We start from the raw sequence: 19,775 nt of genomic DNA, 5'->3' as shown, positions 1-19,775 counted from the left end.
CAACCAAAGCTGAACTATATGCACAGATGGCGGACAAGGTGGCAACACAGCTCACGGGGAGCTGGCAGGAATGGGCAGGGTTTCTCACTACTGCTTCCCGCCTTTACAAGTACCCGTTCCATGAGCAGCTGATGATCTATGCCCAGCGACCGGACGCCACCGCCTGTGCGGAGTACGATTTGTGGAATGAAAAGATGGGCCGGTATGTAAGGCGCGGTTCCAAAGGGATTGCTCTGGTGGACGATTCCGGGGACAGACCCCGCCTGCGCTATGTTTTTGATATTTCCGACACCGGAACCCGTGAACATTCCCGCACTCCTTGGCTGTGGCAGCTGGAGGGGCGCCATCTGGATTCGGTGCAGGTCATGCTGGAGCGCACCTATGATGTTTCCGGTGATGACCTTGCCGGACAGCTCACTGAGGTAGCCGGAAAACTGGCTGAGGAATACTGGACGGAGCATCAGCAGGACTTCTTCTATATCGTTGACGGTTCCTTTTTGGAGGAATATGATGAGTATAACATCGGAGTGCAGTTCAAGGCAGCCGCCACCGTCAGCATCACTTACGCTTTGATGTCCCGCTGTGGACTGGAGCCGGAACGCTACTTCGACCACGAAGATTTCATGGCGATCTTTGATTTCAACACCCCGTCCACCATCGGGGCGCTGGGAACAGCGGTCAGCCAGATCAACCAGCAGGTGCTGCGGCAGATCGGCGTTACCGTCCGAAATGCAGAGCGCGAAGCCAACCAAGAAAGGAGCAAGCAAGATGAACAATCCCATGACCTACATCCAGAACGGAGACTATCAGATTCCCGACCTGAAGCTGAGCCAGCAGCCGGAGAAACCCCTGGGCAAGTACGGCAGGATGAGGAAAACCTACCTGAAAGAACACCGTCCCATCCTCTACAACCAGATGTTGCTGAGCGAGAAACTGTACCCGCACCTCATCGAGATCGACGAGACCGCCCAGAGCAGGCTGGAACAGATGATGCCCCAGCTGGCGAAGGAAGCGGGAGCCACCGAGGAACTGAAAGCCAGCGATCCCATGAAGTGGGTGGGGCTGATGAACACCTGCAAAGCTCAGGCCGAGGAAATCCTGATGGCGGAGCTTATCAACAGCTGACTCTAAACCTGTTCCTCTCCGAAGCGGAACAGATCCAATCCATAGATGAAGCAGAGAATGTAGCACATACATCCTCTGCTTTTTCTTTTGCTCAAAATGACATTGACCATGTGCTGCGTTTGGGAGGCAATACAGACCGTCAGAGGGAGCGTGTGGTTGCAGCCTTTGAAAAGCAGAAAACCACCGCTGAGATTGCCGAGATACTGAAAACGCTGTACCACGGTGGCAACGGCCTTGGCAGTGTGAGTGCATGGTATGCCGAGGATGGTATCCATCTTTCCCACGGGAAGTCTGTCCGTTATGACAGGTCTGCCCAGGTCATTTCCTGGGAGAGTGCCGCAGAGCGTATCGGGGAGCTTTTGGAAAGTGGTCAGTTTGCCTCCAATGTGGAGCTTGCAGAAGCGGCAGGCTATGAACGATCCCTCCTCTCGGAAAAGCTCTGGCATCTGTATCACGATCTCAGTGAGGACGCCAGAAAAGCCGGATATTTGTCCTGCCTGTCAGAGATCAAAGGCAATGGATTCCCAGAGGAGACCCGCCGTCTGACGGAGCAGCTGAGTGAACCGGCTTTCCGCCAGACCCTCAAGGAAGAATACGCTGCCTTCTGGACTGCCTATCAGCAGGACCGTGACCTGTTGCGTTTTCACTATCATAGACCGAGGGAGATCTGGGAGAACCTGAAGGACCTTGACCTGCCACGCAGGACCTTTTCTTCAGAGCTTTCCCAAGTGCCAACCGTCCAGCACTTTATTACCGAGGATGAGATCGACGCCGCCATGACCGGCGGAAGCAGTTTCGCCGGAGGAAAAGGCCGTATCTATGCGTTCTTCATGGAAAACCATACGGATAAGGAAAAAGTGAGATTCCTTAAAGACGAGTATGGCATTGGCGGACGCTCTCATGCCCTGTCCGGCGCAACACACAGCGGCGAAGATCACGATGGGAAAGGACTGCACTATAAAAAGCAGGACTGCCCGGATGTTCACTTGAACTGGGAAAAGGTTTCCAAGCGCATTACCTCACTTGTCCAGAAAGGTCGCTATCTTACCGAACAGGAACAAGCGCAGTATGACAAGATCCAGGCTGAAAAGGATCTGGCAGAAGAAGATGCCATTCAAGCCCAGCAGCCGGAGATAGAGGAAGAAACGCCAAAGCCTACCCTTCGGGAGCAGTTTGAGCAGTATAAGCCTGTGGTGACTGCCGCCATATCTGAGGATGTGGCATATCGAAATGCCTGCGGTCATTCCGACCGTGAAAATGCTGTCATCGAGGGCAATGCCGCTGTGCGCCGTGCGGTTCTTGGCTCTAAGGATATGGAGCTGATCCGCCTTTATTCGGATGTGCCGGAGTTCCGCCAGCGCCTGCACCGGGAAGTGATCGACGAAACCTATCCAAAGCTCCATGAGCTTCTGCGCCCTCTTTCTCAGGAAGATATTGATACTGCCCTTTGTGCATGGAACGGCAATATCGAGAGTAAACACGCTGTCGTCCGCTATATGAAAGACCATGCAAGAGAGAAGGATACCGCTGCATGGCTGGCTCAGGAATACGGTGGCAGCAACAGCCCGTTCGTTGTCCGTGCCGGAAGCCCGGAGGAAACACAGCTGCCCTGGCCGAAGGTACAGCGCAGGCTTGCCCAGCTGATTCAGGAGGACCGGTTCTATACCGAAGAAGAACAGGATCGTTTTGACAATATCGACCCTATCGCCATCCGGGAAGCCCTGGAGGAAAGAGGGATCGTCAACGGACAGGTGGCAGACCCGGAAAAACTGGACAATGACCCGTTTATCCAACAGGTGATGTCGGATGCCGAGCAGATCGCAGCTGCCGAGACAGAACAGACTTCCGAGGTTTCCATTTCCGATGAGGAATATGATGCAGTTCGCCGCCCGACTCCGCAAAGAACCTCCTATGACCCAGCCGCCCCGGTTTATGCCGTGGGCGATACCGTGTATATCGAGGATGACGCCTATCAGATCACCGAGCTACGGGATGACACCGTGCAGCTTCTGCCTACCGGAATGGTATATCCCATCTATCGGGCAGAGCGCAAAGAACAGTTCGAGCAGCTGCTTCGGGCAGACCGCCGCAATGCTTACTATACCGAGTTTCTTCCCATTGACCCGGACAAGGCAGATCAAGACCTGCGGGATGTATTGGCCCATGGACTGATGGATGAAGCGGATAAACAGCAGCTTTCCACGCTACTGCAATCTGGCAGGAGCAACAGTGAGATCGCCTACTGGCTAAGCAGAGCCTATTCCGGTGAGATCGAGACCCTGAATCTGGAGACCGGCGATATTGCCGATTACCGTACCACGGCACAGGGCATGGAGCTGGAAGTCCTGGACGCAGAGGAAAAGCGTCTGGCTGTGCTGTATTTCCGCTGGGATGAGGTTGCGCCTTTGCTGCGCGGGATGTATGCCCGTCAGCAGGACGGCTTTGGACAGGAACAGCCCCAACCGGCTACCGAATCCCCGACCTTCCATTCCGAGACCATGGCCGTCTATCCGGGCGATAAGAACCATCTACCTTATGATGTGGTGGTGGAACGGTTGCATATTGAGGAGCCGGAGCCGCCAGCCCCTGTAACAGAGCCGGAGAAAACCTTTGAGGAAGTGCTGGATGAACACCCGGTTTCCATTCAGGTCAACGGCCAGTGGCAGACCTTCCCCAATGCCAAAGCTGCCGAGGAAGCCTCCTATGAGGAATACAAGGCTAACCTGCGCCGCAATGCACAGAACTTCCGCATTACCGATGAGCATTTGGGCGAAGGCGGTCCAAAAACCAAGTTCCAGGCAAATGTTAATGCCATTCGTTTGCTGAAAGAGCTGGAAGCTGCCGGACAGCAGGCAAGCCCCGAACAACAGGAGATTCTTTCCCGTTATGTGGGCTGGGGCGGTCTTTCAGATGCCTTTGACCCGGAAAAACTGGCATGGGTTTCCGAGTATGCCCAGCTGAAAGAGTTGCTGACCCCGGAGGAATATGCCGCCGCCAGAAGCTCTACCCTCAATGCCCATTACACCAGCCCTACGGTTATCCAGGCAATCTATGAAGCGGTGGGGCGCATGGGCTTTGAGACCGGAAATATTTTGGAGCCATCTATGGGTGTGGGCAACTTCTTCGGTATGCTGCCGGAGGAAATGAGAAACAGCCGTCTATACGGTGTGGAGCTGGACCCGATTTCCGGGCGCATCGCAAAGCAGCTCTATCCCAAGGCGGACATCACAGTAGGCGGCTTTGAGACCACTGACAGGCGGGACTTCTTTGACCTTGCCATCGGCAATGTGCCTTTCGGTCAGTATCAGGTCAACGACAAAACTTACAACAAGTTAAACTTTAGTATTCACAACTACTTTTTCGCCAAAGCACTGGATCAGGTGCGCCCCGGCGGTGTGGTAGCTTTTGTGACCTCCCGCTATACCATGGACGCCAAGGATTCCACCGTGCGCCGCTATCTTGCCCAGCGTGCTGAGCTGCTGGGAGCGATCCGTCTGCCGAATGACGCGTTCAAAAAGAATGCCGGTGCCGAGGTGGTATCGGACATCATCTTCCTCCAAAAGCGGGACCGCCCGCTGGACATCGTGCCGGAATGGACCCAGATCGGACAAACGGAGGATGGGTTTGCCATCAACCGGTATTTTATCGACCACCCAGAAATGGTGCTGGGCAGACAGGAGCCGGTAAGCACCGCTCATGGTATGGATTACACCGTGAACCCTATCGAGGGACTGGAGCTTTCCGATCAGCTGCATGATGCTGTGAAGTACATTCATGGCACTTATCAGGAGGCAGAACTGCCGGAGCTGGGCGAGGGCGAAACCATTGACACCTCCATTCCTGCTGACCCAAATGTGAAGAACTATTCCTATGCCATTGTAGACGGACAGGTGTACTACCGGGAAAACAGCCGCATGGTGCGCCCTGACCTCAACGCCACCGCCGAAGCCCGCGTGAAAGGTCTTGTGGGACTGCGTGATTGTGTGCAGGAACTGATCGACCTTCAGATGGATGCAGCGGTTCCAGACAGCACCATTACCCAAAAACAGGCGGAACTGAACCGGCTCTATGACAGCTTTTCTGCCAAATACGGTCTCATCAATGACCGTGCAAACCGCCTGGCCTATGCAGACGATTCTTCCTATTACCTGCTCTGTGCGCTGGAAGTTATTGACGAGGACGGAAAGCTGGAGCGCAAGGCGGATATGTTCACCAAACGGACCATCAAGCCCCATCAGGCAGTGGCTGCTGTGGATACGGCAAGCGAAGCACTGGCGGTGTCCATCTCGGAAAAAGCCTGCGTAGATATGGGCTATATGAGCCAGCTTAGCGGAAAAACAAAAGAAGAACTGGAGGGAGAACTGCAAGGTGTGATCTTCCGTGTACCGGGACAGCTGGAACAGGACGGATCGCCCCATTATGTGACTGCTGATGAATACCTTTCCGGCAATGTACGCCGCAAACTGCGTCAGGCACAGAGGGCGGCACAGCAGGACCCGGTTTATGCAGTCAATGTGGAAGCCCTTACCGCCGCCCAGCCCAAAGACCTGAATGCGTCGGAGATCGAGGTGCGTCTGGGCGCTACCTGGATTGACAAGGAGTACATCCAGCAGTTTATGTACGAGACCTTCAACACCCCGGTTTATCTCCAGCGCAGCATTGAGGTCAACTATTCCTCCTTTACTGCTGAATGGCAGATCAAGGGGAAATCTTCTGTATCCTACAACGATGTGGCAGCCTACACCACCTACGGAACCAGCCGTGCCAATGCCTACAAGATTTTGGAGGATAGCCTGAACCTGCGGGATGTCCGTATCTATGACACCATAGAGGACGCAGACGGAAAAGAGCGCCGCGTGCTGAATGCCAAGGAGACCACTCTGGCTGCCCAAAAACAGCAGGCTATCCGGGAAGCCTTTAGGGACTGGATCTGGAGAGACCCGGAGCGCCGCCAGACTTTGGTGCGCCAGTATAACGAAGAAATGAACTCTACCCGTCCCCGCGAGTATGATGGCAGCCATATCACTTTTGGCGGCATGAACCCGGCCATTACCCTGCGGGAACACCAAAAAAGCGCTATCGCCCATGTGCTGTATGGCGGAAATACCCTGCTGGCACATGAAGTAGGCGCGGGCAAAACCTTTGAGATGGTGGCCGCTGCGATGGAAGCCAAACGCCTGGCTTGTGCCAGAAATCTCTCTTTGTGGTTCCCAACCACCTGACTGAGCAGTGGGCATCGGAGTTTCTGCGCCTCTATCCTTCTGCCAACATCTTAGTCACAACCAAAAAGGACTTTGAGACCCATAACCGCAAGAAGTTCTGCGCCCGTATTGCGACCGGTGACTACGACGCCATCATCATGGGACACAGTCAGTTTGAGCGTATCCCCATCAGCCGGGAGCGTCAGGAAAGGCTTCTCTATGAGCAGATCGACGAGATCACCGAGGGTATCGCAGAGGTGCAGGCCAGCGGCGGTGAGCGTTTTACCGTCAAGCAGCTGGAGCGTACCAGAAAGTCGCTGGAAGCCAGACTGGAAAAGCTGCAAGCCGAGGGGCGAAAAGACGATGTGGTAACTTTTGAGCAGCTGGGTGTAGACCGGTTGTTCGTAGACGAGGCCCACAACTACAAGAACCTGTTTTTATACACAAAAATGCGGAATGTGGCTGGTCTTTCCACATCGGACGCGCAGAAATCCTCCGATATGTTTGCCAAGTGCCGCTATATGGATGAGATCACCGGAAACCGTGGCGTGATCTTTGCCACCGGCACACCGGTCAGCAACTCCATGACCGAGCTTTACACCATGCAGCGTTATCTTCAATATGAACGCCTGCAAGAGCTGAACATGACCCACTTCGACTGCTGGGCTTCCCGATTTGGGGAGACCGTCACAGCATTGGAGCTGGCACCGGAGGGAACCGGCTACCGGGCAAGAACAAGATTCAGCAAGTTCTTTAACTTGCCTGAGCTGATGAACCTGTTCAAAGAAGTGGCGGACATCAAGACCGCCGACCAACTGAATCTGCCTACCCCGGAGGTGGAATACCACAATGTTGTGGCGCAGCCCACCGAACATCAGCAGGAAATGGTCAAAGCTCTTTCGGAGCGTGCATCGCTGGTACACAGCGGAACCGTTGACCCGTCCCAGGATAACATGCTCAAGATTACCTCGGATGGCCGTAAGTTGGGGCTTGACCAGAGGATCGTCAACCAGATGCTGCCGGATGAACCTGGCACAAAGGTCAATCAGTGCGTGGACAACATCATGCAGATCTGGCGGGACGGCAAAGCTGACAAGCTGACCCAGCTGGTGTTCTGCGACATTTCTACACCACAGGCCAAAGCTCCTGCAAGCAAGGCGGCGAAAACGCTGGATAATCCACTGCTTCACGCATTGGAAGGCGCTGTGCCTCTGCCGGAGCAGGAACCGACCTTTACGGTATATGACGATATTCGTCAGAAACTCATTGCCCAGGGGATGCCTGCCGACCAGATCGCTTTTATCCATGAAGCCAATACCGAAGTGCGGAAAAAGGAGCTGTTCTCTAAAGTCCGTACCGGTCAGGTTCGTGTCCTTTTGGGCAGCACCGCCAAGATGGGCGCAGGCACCAATGTGCAGGACCGTCTGGTGGCACTTCATGATCTGGATTGTCCGTGGAGACCGGGAGATGTAGGACGGATTTTGCGGACATTCAAAATAAAAAAGAATGTGGAGGTAACAGACAATGGCAAAATCATTATTTGAGGAACTGGGCGGCAAATACGAAAGGCAAGGGGATTATTTGATACCGTGCTTAACTGTACCCGCCGAAGAAGAACAGGCAATAGGCATCTGGGGGCAACGGCATTTAGATTATCTAAAACAGTACCGTAAAGTTACATACACCAATCTTCTTACAAGCGGCAGGCTAAACGCCTACCTTGCCGACATCAACAGACAGGCACAGGAACGCTTTGAAAGGCTCATAGAGGGTATGAAACAGGCACAGGGCATAACGGAACAGCTAAAGGCAGAAAACGCCTTAGAATGGACAGGATGCCTCAATAACATAAGGGCTTGTGCGAGGGAGATTGTGGAAAAGGAAATTATTTTTGCATAAACAGATGATTAGTGGCAGGGGGAAATCCTGCCGCTTTTTCTGCTTTAGTTTGTCAGCTTGACAAATAAAGGGTTAAGGAATATAATTAGATTCAGTATTATACAAGGAGTTAATAAATATGCGGCAAGGTATTCTTAAATAAACTGTCAATTTGATAGTGGGAACAAAAAGTAGCAGTCTCGTTTCACTTTTAATATGGGGCTTAGTTTTTTGTACCCAGTTTAAGAATACTTTTATCATGTAATTTTATATGCCCGAAAACATATAAGTGTTTTGGGGCTATTGGAGTTATTTACCCAGTGATAGGAGTATTTATCACTGGGTATTTTTATGCCCTTTTTTGGGTGTTGATAGGAGGAAAATCACATGAAAATAATTAACTTAGGCATTCTGGCTCACGTTGACGCAGGAAAGACAACATTAACGGAAAGTTTATTGTATACCAGTGGTGCAATTGCAGAACTAGGGAGCGTAGATGAAGGCACAACAAGGACAGATACAATGAATTTGGAGCGTCAAAGGGGAATCACTATCCAGACAGCAGTGACATCTTTTCAGTGGGAGGATGTAAAAGTCAACATTATAGATACGCCAGGCCATATGGATTTTTTGGCGGAAGTATACCGTTCTTTATCCGTATTAGACGGAGCAGTATTATTAGTTTCTGCAAAGGATGGCATACAGGCACAGACCCGTATACTGTTTCATGCACTACAGACAATGAAGATTCCGACAATTTTTTTCATCAATAAAATTGACCAAGAGGGGATTGATTTGCCAATGGTATATCGAGAAATGAAAGCAAAGCTTTCTTCGGAAATTATAGTGAAGCAAAAGGTTGGGCAGCATCCCCATATAAATGTAACGGACAATGACGATATGGAACAGTGGGATGCGGTAATTATGGGAAACGATGAACTATTAGAGAAATATATGTCAGGGAAACCGTTTAAAATGTCAGAACTGGAACAGGAAGAAAACAGGAGATTCCAAAACGGAACGTTATTTCCCGTTTATCACGGAAGCGCTAAAAACAATCTGGGGATTCGGCAGCTTATAGAAGTGATTGCCAGTAAATTTTATTCATCAACGCCTGAAGGTCAATCTGAACTATGCGGGCAGGTTTTTAAGATTGAATATTCAGAGAAAAGGCGGCGTTTTGTTTATGTGCGTATATATAGCGGAACATTGCATTTGAGGGATGTTATTAGAATATCTGAAAAAGAGAAAATAAAAATCACAGAGATGTGTGTTCCGACAAACGGTGAATTATATTCATCCGATACAGCCTGCTCTGGTGATATTGTAATTTTACCAAATGATGTTTTGCAGCTAAACAGTATTTTGGGGAACGGAATACTGTTGCCGCAGAGAAAATTTATTGAAAATCCTCTCCCTATGCTCCAAACAACGATTGCAGTAAAGAAATCTGAACAGCGGGAAATATTGCTTGGGGCACTTACAGAAATTTCAGATGGCGACCCTCTTTTAAAATATTATGTGGATACTACAACGCATGAGATTATACTTTCTTTTTTGGGGAAAGTGCAGATGGAAGTCATTTGTGCCATCCTTGAGGAAAAATATCATGTGGAGGCAGAAATAAAAGAGCCTACTGTTATATATATGGAAAGACCGCTTAGAAAAGCAGAATATACCATCCACATAGAAGTCCCGCCAAATCCTTTCTGGGCTTCTGTCGGGTTGTCCATAGAGCCGCTCCCTATTGGAAGCGGAGTGCAGTATGAAAGCAGAGTTTCACTTGGATATTTAAATCAATCGTTCCAAAATGCGGTTATGGAGGGGGTTCTTTATGGCTGCGAGCAGGGGCTGTATGGATGGAAAGTGACAGACTGTAAAATCTGTTTTGAATATGGATTGTATTATAGTCCTGTAAGTACCCCCGCAGACTTTCGGCTGCTTTCCCCTATCGTATTGGAGCAGGCTTTAAAAAAAGCAGGGACAGAACTATTAGAGCCATATCTCCACTTTGAAATTTATGCACCGCAGGAATATCTCTCACGGGCGTATCATGATGCTCCAAGGTATTGTGCAGATATTGTAAGTACTCAGATAAAGAATGACGAGGTCATTCTGAAAGGAGAAATCCCTGCTAGATGTATTCAAGAATACAGGAACGATTTAACTTATTTCACAAATGGGCAGGGAGTCTGCTTGACAGAGTTAAAAGGATACCAGCCAGCTATTGGTAAATTTATTTGCCAACCCCGCCGCCCGAATAGCCGTATAGATAAGGTTCGGCATATGTTCCACAAGTTAGCTTAACAGCTTGCAAAAGTCATATAAAATGAGATTTGAAAGGATTAGAGACTAATTATGATGAAATGCGAATGGATATTGTGTCCTGTTTGTGGGAACAAAACCCGTAATAAAATTAGGAAGGACACTGTTTTGGAGAATTATCCCCTTTATTGTCCAAAATGCAGACAAGAAAGATTGATTAAAGTTGACAACTTGAAGATAACTGTCATCAAAGAGCCAGACGCTTAAGACGCAGAGCCGATGAAATTGTGGAACAATTCACGAATCATCGGCTCTTTTTGTTTCGTATTTGAAAGAACAAACTCACCAAATAAAAAAAACGATATTCGGGTGGGTTATTTTGTTATACCCTAAATTACCCTCTGAATTTGTTTTTAAATTTGGAGGGATTTTTTTATGTCCTTTTTTCGGGCAGTTATCTATCTGCTCATACGAAGCAAAATTTATCAATACATAGCATATCAGAGAACGGCAGGAAACCAGTTAAAAAAATTTCTGCCTATGCAACGGCACTTCCTGCCTTGAATGTAGAAGTACAATCTCCATACAACAGAATTAATATTTCCCATAACCGTAAAGGTCATAGAGCCTTTGCGGTTTTTCTTTTGTCGATTTTTGTTGGAAAGTGCCATAGGGCTATTAGTGGTGTTAGGTGTCGTTCGCCACCTCTCCATCTGGATTTTGAACATTTCAAAAATTCAGATGGGAGGTACTTACAGTGAAATACGCACCGAGAAAGGTATATATCAAGGAAAGCGGCAGATATGTGGAACTGTCCTATACGGATTTCTGCCGCCGCAGGGAATCCGACCAGACCTATATGGACAAGCTGTTTATCCCCATTCAAGGCTGTCTGCTTGAAGTCGTGAGGGAGCAATACACGGACTTCTACCGAGATAAGGAACGGTGGCGTTATCTGAAAAAATTAGATACGAAGAACAGCCTGCTTTCTCTGGATGGATTTACGGACAGCGAGGGGAAGCCTTTAGACTTTATCGCTGATGAAGCGGCAGACATTGCGGAAACCGTTGTCAATGCGGTTATGGTGGACAGGCTGAAAGCCGCCCTGCCTTTGCTGTCGGATAGTGAACAGGAATTGATACAGGCAATCTTTTTTGACGGACTTTCTGAGCGTGAAGTCGGGGCGAGGTTCGGCATAACCCAGAGCGTTGTGAACAAACGCAAAGCCAGAATCCTAAGAAAACTAAGAAAGATAATAGAAAATTAAAATTTAAGGCGTTCAGCCCCCTTGTTTTTTCCTTTGGGAAAATGAGGGGGTTTTTCTCTGCCCTCTCAATCAATTCTGATTGGAGGAAAAGAAGCATGGCATATAACCACGGACGGGAGGACAGGAAATGGCGTATCTGGAAAGAAGCGGAGGAAAAGCTGCTGCGTGAGTGCGGCGTTGATGAAGCGACCATTGAGCAGATACGCATTGCGGACAGGGCAGACTTCAATTCCAACAGGCGGTTTTACCGATGGACGAATGACATTGCGGAATACCTTGAGGACATGGCAGACAGGGAGCGGCAGACGGAAGTGGGTACGGTTGCGGAGTTACTGGACGAGATTGAGAGCGAAAATCTCTATCAAGTATTAGTCGCGGTGGACGGGCGTACCTTGAAAATCGTCCTGCTGAAAATGCAGGGGTATTCCACAAAGGAGATTGCCCCGCTCGTGCATTTGACGACTGGTGCCATCTATGCGAGGTTAGACCATCTGCGGAAGAAGCTACGAAAATTTTATAGCGTCTAAAACAGCCTGCCGTCCTGCGGGCTACTGGGTGAGGGATGGAAATCCCCTCACTTATTTTTTGCAGGAGGCAAGCGGGATGGCATACAGAGTTAAGGCGTACACGCTTCGGGAGGAATCCACGGAAAGCGGCACAAGGTATTTTATCAGCTTTAAGGACGGGCAGGGCAAATCCCACGAGTTGGAAGTGTCGGAACAGTTCTTTATGGAGTTTCGGCAGATGGAACGCAGGAACAGGAATCTCCTCCAATGGGACGAGCGGCACAGGGAGTTTTCGGAAGTATGGGACGAAACGCTGAACAGGCGGGCGTTGAAGCTGCCTAAGAGCATAGAGGAACAAATGATTGAGGCAGAACGGGCAGAACTGCTCTGTAAGGCGGTTGACGGACTGCCAGAGATACAAAGGCGGCGTTTCCTGCTCTACTACGAGTATGAGTTCAATTTTTACCAAATCGCCGCTATGGAGCATTGCACCGCTTCGGCAATACAGAAATCTGTTGCGATTGCAAAGGAGAAAGTAAAGGCGGAAATGAGGAAGTATCTCCAACCGTGACCGACACCGCCCGAAAAAGAAATCTGTTTTTTATTTGTGTGGGATTGGCGGCATTACATACTCTCACTTTTTCTTCGTGGGAGTAAATCTATTTTTAAGGAGGTCAACGCCTATGTGCAACGAAAACAAAAACACCGCCCGAAAGGAGGAAAGCCATGCAGAAGTTACAGACAGTCAACGCCGAAACGCTCCTTTATGAACCGCTTGAGAAGCCGTCCTTTGTGGTGGACAGCCTTATCCCCACAGGCTTGTCGCTGTTCTGCGGCTCACAGAAGATAGGAAAGAGCTGGCTCATGCTGAAGCTATGTTTATGCGTGTCGCAGGGACTTCCCTTGTGGGATATGCCGACAATGGAGGCGACGTGCTTTACCTCTGCCTTGAGGACACGTTCTGCCGTATACAGGACAGGCTGTTCCGATTGACGAACGAAGCGAGCAGGCGGCTTCACTTTGCCGTGGCAAGCTGCAAGCTGTCAGACGGTCTTATCGTGCAGCTTGAAGATTATCTGAAAGATTACCCAAACAGCAGGCTTATTGTCATTGACACTTTGCAGAAAGTCCGTACAGCTTCAAAAGACAATGCCTACGCAAGCGACTATGGGGACATCTCACTAATCAAAGACTTTGCCGACAGGCATTCATTGGCGGTCATTGTCGTACACCACATCCGAAAGCAGAATGACAGCGATGTGTTCAACAAGGTGTCTGGGACGACAGGCTTAACGGGGAGTGCGGACGCTACCTTTGTTCTGGAAAAGGAGAAACGGGCATCCGACACCGCCAAGCTGTATGTGACGGGCAGGGACACGCCCTATCAGGAATACACGCTGCGTTTCCGTGATTGCAGTTGGGAACTTGTGGAGAGAAAAACGCAGGAGCAGCTTGCGAAAGAAACGATACCAGACGTCCTTTTTCGGTTGGTGGATTTTATGAGGGATAAGGAAGAATGGGCAGGCACGGCAACGGAGCTGTTAGCCGCTATGAGGGAAACGGAAACCATACCCACGGTGATTACGAAATGGCTCAATGAATACCGCACCACATTTTTAAATGAGAACCATATCGTTTATCAGTACAGCCGCAAAAAACACGGCAGGCAGATTTCGCTTGCAAAGCGGGCGGGTGACAGCGGTGACGGTGGTGACAGCGATATTGGGATACCCCCTGTTACTGTCATTGACGCTTAAAGCCGTGTAAAGCTGGCGACTCTGCTGCGGGTGACAGCGGTGACGGCGGTGACAGTGATTTTAGGATACCCTGCCGCTGTCATCCCTGCGGGAGAACACCCCGTAAACGCAAAGTGCAGGCGTAGGATTTACCCGCCCTTTTCGGCGTGTAAAACCACCCCTGCGGTCAGAAAAATCCTTCCGATTTTTCCGACTGCGTTTACAGGGTGTAACACACTACACTTTGCCCTGCAAAGTCGTGTGCCAGACGTTCCCTCTGGACTCCCTTATGGCAGGTCTTACGCCCTGCTTATCCTACGCTCCACGCTTCGGATAAAAGAATGGCAGCATGACGGTGACGGCTCTTGCGAGGGGGTATTCCAAAAACACCGTCATCATCGACATGACCGTCATGCAGGGAATAAGGGTGACAGTTGAGGCAGTCGGTAGGGGGTATCCCAAAACTGCTGTCACCGCCGTCACCGCTGTCACCCAAAGGGCAGTTTACCCGCCGAAGAAAGGAAGATGATGAATTATGCCCTATGCAATCCTGCGTTTCCAGAAACGCAAAGCGGGCGGCGTTGCGGCTTGCGAACGCCACAACGAGCGTAAAAAAGAAGCCTATAAAAGCAATCCAGATATAGATATGGAACGCTCGAAAGATAACTACCATCTTGTGAATCCGCCGAGGTACACCTACAAGAAAGAGATTAACCGCATGGTAGCCGAAGCAGGGTGCAGGACGAGGAAAGATAGCGTGATGATGGTGGAAACGCTTATCACGGCTTCGCCAGAATTTATGAACAGCCTGCCGCCCAAAGAACAGAAAGCGTATTTTACGATGGCTCTGGATTTCATTTCAGAGCGTGTCGGGGAGAAAAATATCCTCTCCGCAGTCGTCCACATGGACGAGAGAACGCCGCATATGCACCTCTGTTTTGTGCCGATTACACCAGACAATAAGCTGTCTGCCAAAACAATTTTAGGCAATCAAAAGAGCCTGTCCGAATGGCAGACCGCCTACCATGAGCGGATGTCCTCACGGTGGAATCAGCTTGAAAGAGGTCAGTCCTCAATGGAAACGAAGCGGAAACATGTCCCCACATGGCTCTATAAGTTGGGCGGCAGGCTTGATAAACAGTATGAGGAAATTGTGTCTGCACTGTCCGACATCAACGCCTTTAATGCAGGGAAGAAGCGTGACAAGGCTCTGGAACTGATTGCGGCATGGCTCCCAGACGTGGAGAAATTCTCAAAGGAAATCAGTAAGCAGAGTGCCTATATCAATAGCCTAAAGGAGCAAATCGGGCAGGAATCAGACTATGCGGGGCGTATGCGTGATGAAAAGTATGAGCAGGAACTAAAGGTGCAGAAAGCGAACCAGAAGATATTTGAGTTGCAGAGAACCAACGAGCAGATGGGGCGGCTGCTCTCAAAGATACCGCCCGAAGTGTTGGAAGAATTGCAGAAAAACCATAAAAGCAGAGCGAAAGAAAGGTAGATATGTGAATGAAGAAACAGGATTTTAAGGTGTTAAAGACCAAAGACTTGTACCCGTTTCCCGACAATCCGTTTCATGTGGCAGAGGATGAAACGCTGTCAGAATTAGCGGAAAGCATCAAGGAATTTGGCATTGTCACGCCGATAATCACACGCCCGAAAGAGGACGGGAACGGCTATGAAGTGATTGCAGGGCAGCGGCGTGTCCGTGCGTCTGAACTTGCAGGGATAAATACCGTGCCTGCGTTTGTCCTGCCCTTAGACCGTGACCGAGCCATCATCACCCTTGTAGACAGTAATTTACAGCGTGAGAATATCCTGCCATCAGAGCGGGCGTTTGCCTACAAGATGAAATCCGAAGCCATGAAGCGGCAGGGTTTCCGCACAGACTTAACCTCGTCACAAGTTGTGACGAAGTTGCGGACGGACGACAAGGTGGCACAGGGCTTCGGCGTAGGCAGGATGACCGTACAAAGATTTATCCGTTTGACGGAACTGATACCGCCGATTTTGCGGATGGTGGACGAGGGGAAAATCGCCCTCACGCCTGCGGTGGAACTGTCCTTTTTGAAGAAAGACGAGCAGGAAAACCTCTTTGCCACGATGGAGAGCGAAGAAGCAACGCCCTCACTCTCACAGGCACAGCGGATGAAAAGCCTAAGCCAGAGCGGGCGGCTTGACATGGATACGATATTTGCAATTATGACGGAGGAAAAGGGAAACCAGAAAGAAACCTTGAAAATCAACACAAGCAAGCTGAAAAAGTATTTTCCGAAGAACACAACGCCGAAGCAGATGGAGGAAACCATCATTAAACTTTTGGAGCGTGAATTGCAGAGGAAACGGGGCAGGGACAGCCGCTAATCTTCTCTTTTCGGGAGGTAAATGCAGAAAATTGAGGTATGAAGAATGAAAGAAATCCAGTATGAGATTGTAAAGGAAATCGCCGTATTGTCTAAGGGCGACAGCGGCTACACAAAAGAAATCAATCTTATCTCATGGAACGGAAGAGAGCCGAAATATGACATCCGCAGCTTTTCCCCGAACCGTGAGAAGTGCGGAAAGGGTATCACGTTGAACGCTGATGAAGCAGCAGCACTCCTTGAAGCATTACAGAAAGAAGTAAACAGCGGGGATTGATGGTATCTGATTGACAGGGCGGGGCGTTTCCAGACGTTCTCCTGCCCTGTCTGGAAAGGAAGATTTAAGTATGGGCGAGGATAAGAAAGCAGATAAAAAGAGAAAGCGTATCGTGCCGAAAGCACCAGTTCAGATGATAATCAGCCGTGAATATGTCGGCACGCAGACAGTCACAGAAGCGTTTATCCCGATTATTTCCGAGGATATTCGGAAGAAGATTGCCGAGGGCGACACCTTCGACAATGAGGGGCTGTCCGCTTAGAATGTACGCAATGGAACATGAAAACAGATAGGACAGATATGGAGGTTTTACAGTATGGCAGGAATAAGAATGGAGAACAAGATTTATGAAGTCGGCATGTACTGCCGCTTGTCAAAAGACGATGGCACGGATAACGAGAGTGCGAGCATTGCGACACAGAAATCCATCCTCACGGATTATGTGAAAAAGCAGGGATGGCACTTAGCAAAAACGTATGTGGACGACGGTTACTCTGGTACAAATTTCCAAAGACCAAGTTTCCAGAACATGATTAAGGACATTGAAAGCGGTCTGATAAACTGCGTTATCACGAAAGATTTATCTCGTCTGGGGAGGAACTATCTTGATTGCGGACTGTATCTGGAAGTGTTTTTCCCAGAGCATAATGTGAGGTATATAGCGGTCAATGACGGCGTGGACACGCTCAATAAATCCGCTATGGACATCACGCCTTTCCGCAACATCCTAAACGAAATGTATTCCGCCGATGTGTCGGTCAAGATAAAATCGGCGTACCGAGCGAGGTTTCAGCAGGGGAAATTCATGGGGACGACAGCACCATACGGTTACGTCAAAGACCCCGCCGACCACAACCATCTGCTGATAGATGACAAAGTTGCCCATGTGGTAAGGGAAATATTTGACCTTGCGTTAGCGGGCAACGGAATCGCCAAAATCCGCAAGCACATCAACAAACAGCATATCTTACGCCCCGCCGCTTATGCGGCGGAGCAGGGGGCAACAGGCTATGAGAGGTATTTTGAGGAGAATGAGGAGAACCGTTATATTTGGAGCGAGAACAGCGTAAGGGGCATTTTAAGAAGCCCGATATATGCGGGAAACCTTGCAGGCTACAAGCGGATTGCCGCCAACATGAAAAGCAAGAAACGCCCCTCTAAGCTGCCCGAAGAATGGGAAGTGATACCAGACACCCATGAGGGGATAGTCACGCAGGAGGAATTTGATACCGTACAGCAGCTTATTACAAGCCGCAGATTACCAGAAAACAAGGGCGGCTTTGAGAACATCTTTGCAGGCGTTATTAAGTGTGCGGACTGCGGCTATGCGATGCGGGCTATGAGTGCCAACAGGAGGAAACGCCCCGACATCATCGACTGCGTACAATATTCCTGCAATAATTATGGCAGATACGGTAATATCATGTGTACCGCACACAGCATTGAAGCGAGGGACTTGTTCAACGCTGTCCTCACCGACATCAACCGATTTGCGGATATGGCAGTCAATGATGAAAAGGCAGTGAGGGCGATTGAAAAGCGGCTCACGGAAACAGACCAGAGCAAGGCAAAGGCACTGGAAAAGGAGCAAAGAAAACTGAACAAACGCCTTGCAGAACTGGACAGGCTGTTTTCCTCACTCTATGAAGATAAGGTGATGGAGCGTATTACCGAGCGGAATTTTGAGATGATGTCGGGAAAATACCAGAAAGAACAGCTTGAAATTGAAGCAAGGCTGAAAGAGGTAACGGAAACGCTCAGCGACAGCTATGAGAAGACGCAGGGTGTCCGTGATTTCCTCTCCCTAATCCGCAACTATCAAGGCATTAAGGAACTGGACGCAACCATCATAAACGCACTTATAGACAAGATACTTGTTTCGGAACGTGAGAAACTTACAGACGGAATGGTGCGGCAGGAAATCAAGATTTATTATAAATTCATCGGCTTTGTCGGTGAATTACATATCACACCGACAAAGCGGTGGACTGCGTTAAAGCCTAAGAATTGTACGGTGTGCGGTGTTGAATATGTTCCCCGCTCTGGCATATCGAAGTATTGTCCTGCTTGTGCCAAGAAGATACAGAGGGAGAAATCAAACGAGAGCAAACGCAGGAGCAGGGAGCGAAACAGACAGGCATGTATTGAACTGTCCGCAAAAAATGACCGACTGACCTTGCCCAGCGCAAGGGTCGTATCGAGCGCCAGGGCAATCAGAATCCCCTTGTTCATGTGTACCGCTATGTGACAGAAGGAACCTTTGACGCATACCTCTGGCAGACGGTGGAGAACAAGCAGAAATTCATTTCCCAGATCATGACTTCTAAATCGCCGGTGCGTTCCTGCGATGATGTGGATGAAACAGCCTCAGTTTTGCCGAAATCAAGGCTCTGTGTGCCGGAGATCCCCGCATCAAGGAGCGTATGGATTTGGATGTGGAGGTATCCCGCCTGAAGCTGATGAAAGCCGACCACCAGAGCAAGCAATATCGTCTGGAGGACCAGCTGCTCAAATACTTCCCGGAGGAGATTGAAAAGCACAAAGGTTTTATCAAGGGCTTTGAATCCGATCTGGAGGTTTTGGCAGCTCACCCGCACCCAGAGGACGGTTTTGCTGGTATGGAGATTCGTGGAGACCTGCTGACTGATAAGGAGAACGCCGGTGCAGCCCTTTTGGATGCCTGCAAGGAGGTCAAAACCTCCGATCCGGTGCAGATCGGCAACTACCGGGCTATGCCATATCCGTGGAATTTTCCGCTTGGAAACAGGAGTATACGCTCCTGCTGAAAGGACAGATGACCCACCGGGCAACCCTTGGTACAGACCCTCGCGGAAATCTTACCCGTATCGACAATGCCCTCGCCCAGATGCCCCAGCGTCTGGAGGCGGCAAAGGCCCAACTGGATAACCTCTATCAGCAGCAGGCTGCGGCAAAGGAGGAAGTAGGAAAGCCATTCCTTTATGAAGAAGAACTGAGAAGCAAAAACGCCCGTCTGGTGGAGCTGGATACTTTGCTCAACATCGACGGAAAGGGACAGGCACACGCCGAGGCTGTTGTTGCCAAAAGCACACGGCCTCGGTGCTGGATCATCTGAAACGCCCGGTGCCGCCCCGCAGTACAGACAAGAAACCAAAACAGCATGAGGAGGTGCGATAAC

Annotated in this window: 13 protein-coding genes and 4 pseudogenes; 16 read left to right on the top strand and 1 reads right to left on the bottom strand. The window is 49.9% G+C overall.

Going from position 1 to position 19,775, the window contains the following annotated elements:
- Window positions 1-14 precede the first annotated feature (14 nt).
- Complete coding sequence (locus tag DW085_RS20050) at window positions 15-782, bottom strand: hypothetical protein (protein WP_243034081.1); 768 nt, start codon at window positions 780-782, stop codon at window positions 15-17.
- Here DW085_RS20050 and DW085_RS20045 point away from each other — a divergent pair.
- From DW085_RS20045 to DW085_RS20725, 16 genes and pseudogenes are all read left to right on the top strand, one after another.
- On the top strand, window positions 769-1,125 hold the full coding sequence (locus tag DW085_RS20045) for a TnpV protein (protein ID WP_117472346.1): 357 nt from the start codon (window positions 769-771) through the stop codon (window positions 1,123-1,125). The genes DW085_RS20050 and DW085_RS20045 overlap by 14 nt on opposite strands.
- Window positions 1,053-7,870 (top strand): annotated as a pseudogene (locus DW085_RS17040) (SNF2-related protein). The gene DW085_RS20045 and the pseudogene DW085_RS17040 overlap by 73 nt, the downstream one beginning before the upstream one ends.
- The gene (locus tag DW085_RS17035) at window positions 7,851-8,225 is read left to right on the top strand and encodes a TnpV protein (protein ID WP_001129922.1); all 375 of its coding nucleotides are present in this window, start codon (window positions 7,851-7,853) and stop codon (window positions 8,223-8,225) included. Before DW085_RS17040 ends, DW085_RS17035 begins: the two are co-directional and overlap by 20 nt.
- Before the next feature lie 366 nt (window positions 8,226-8,591).
- Window positions 8,592-10,511 (top strand): tetracycline resistance ribosomal protection protein Tet(O), encoded by a 1,920-nt coding sequence (tet(O), locus tag DW085_RS17030; protein ID WP_002596250.1) that lies wholly within the window; start codon window positions 8,592-8,594, stop codon window positions 10,509-10,511.
- A 51-nt stretch (window positions 10,512-10,562) separates the two neighbouring features.
- Window positions 10,563-10,736 (top strand): cysteine-rich KTR domain-containing protein, encoded by a 174-nt coding sequence (locus DW085_RS17025; protein ID WP_008724758.1) that lies wholly within the window; start codon window positions 10,563-10,565, stop codon window positions 10,734-10,736.
- Between the two features lie 490 nt (window positions 10,737-11,226).
- A complete protein-coding gene (locus tag DW085_RS17010; protein ID WP_002596252.1) occupies window positions 11,227-11,736 on the top strand; it encodes a sigma-70 family RNA polymerase sigma factor in 510 nt (169 codons plus the stop codon).
- A gap of 95 nt (window positions 11,737-11,831) precedes the next feature.
- The gene (locus tag DW085_RS17005; RefSeq protein WP_002596253.1) at window positions 11,832-12,263 is read left to right on the top strand and encodes a sigma-70 family RNA polymerase sigma factor; all 432 of its coding nucleotides are present in this window, start codon (window positions 11,832-11,834) and stop codon (window positions 12,261-12,263) included.
- A 76-nt stretch (window positions 12,264-12,339) separates the two neighbouring features.
- Entirely contained in the window at window positions 12,340-12,813 is a 474-nt protein-coding gene (locus DW085_RS17000; protein ID WP_002596254.1) for a sigma-70 family RNA polymerase sigma factor, read from the top strand.
- Window positions 12,814-12,968: 155 nt separating this feature from the next.
- Window positions 12,969-13,999: pseudogene (locus DW085_RS16995) on the top strand (AAA family ATPase).
- A gap of 328 nt (window positions 14,000-14,327) precedes the next feature.
- Window positions 14,328-14,507: a hypothetical protein gene (locus DW085_RS16985; RefSeq protein ID WP_004613323.1), complete on the top strand. Its 180-nt coding sequence runs from the start codon at window positions 14,328-14,330 to the stop codon at window positions 14,505-14,507.
- A 6-nt stretch (window positions 14,508-14,513) separates the two neighbouring features.
- Window positions 14,514-15,479 carry a MobV family relaxase gene (gene mobV, locus DW085_RS16980; RefSeq protein WP_002596256.1) on the top strand — a complete coding sequence of 322 codons (966 nt, stop codon included), beginning with the start codon at window positions 14,514-14,516 and terminating at the stop codon, window positions 15,477-15,479.
- Between the two features lie 8 nt (window positions 15,480-15,487).
- Window positions 15,488-16,342 (top strand): ParB/RepB/Spo0J family partition protein, encoded by an 855-nt coding sequence (locus tag DW085_RS16975; RefSeq protein ID WP_002596257.1) that lies wholly within the window; start codon window positions 15,488-15,490, stop codon window positions 16,340-16,342.
- A 45-nt stretch (window positions 16,343-16,387) separates the two neighbouring features.
- Window positions 16,388-16,618: a PC4/YdbC family ssDNA-binding protein gene (locus DW085_RS16970; protein WP_002596258.1), complete on the top strand. Its 231-nt coding sequence runs from the start codon at window positions 16,388-16,390 to the stop codon at window positions 16,616-16,618.
- A gap of 70 nt (window positions 16,619-16,688) precedes the next feature.
- Window positions 16,689-16,880 (top strand): hypothetical protein, encoded by a 192-nt coding sequence (locus DW085_RS16965; protein ID WP_002596259.1) that lies wholly within the window; start codon window positions 16,689-16,691, stop codon window positions 16,878-16,880.
- Window positions 16,881-16,934: 54 nt separating this feature from the next.
- Window positions 16,935-18,512: pseudogene (locus tag DW085_RS16960) on the top strand (recombinase family protein); the annotation flags it as partial.
- A gap of 250 nt (window positions 18,513-18,762) precedes the next feature.
- Window positions 18,763-19,774: pseudogene (locus DW085_RS20725) on the top strand (hypothetical protein); the annotation flags it as partial.
- Window position 19,775 lies beyond the last annotated feature (1 nt).

The organism is Clostridium sp. AF50-3, from assembly GCF_003477445.1.
GTDB lineage: Bacteria > Bacillota > Clostridia > Lachnospirales > Lachnospiraceae > Otoolea > Otoolea fessa.
This window is presented reverse-complemented; position numbering and strand designations above follow the sequence as displayed.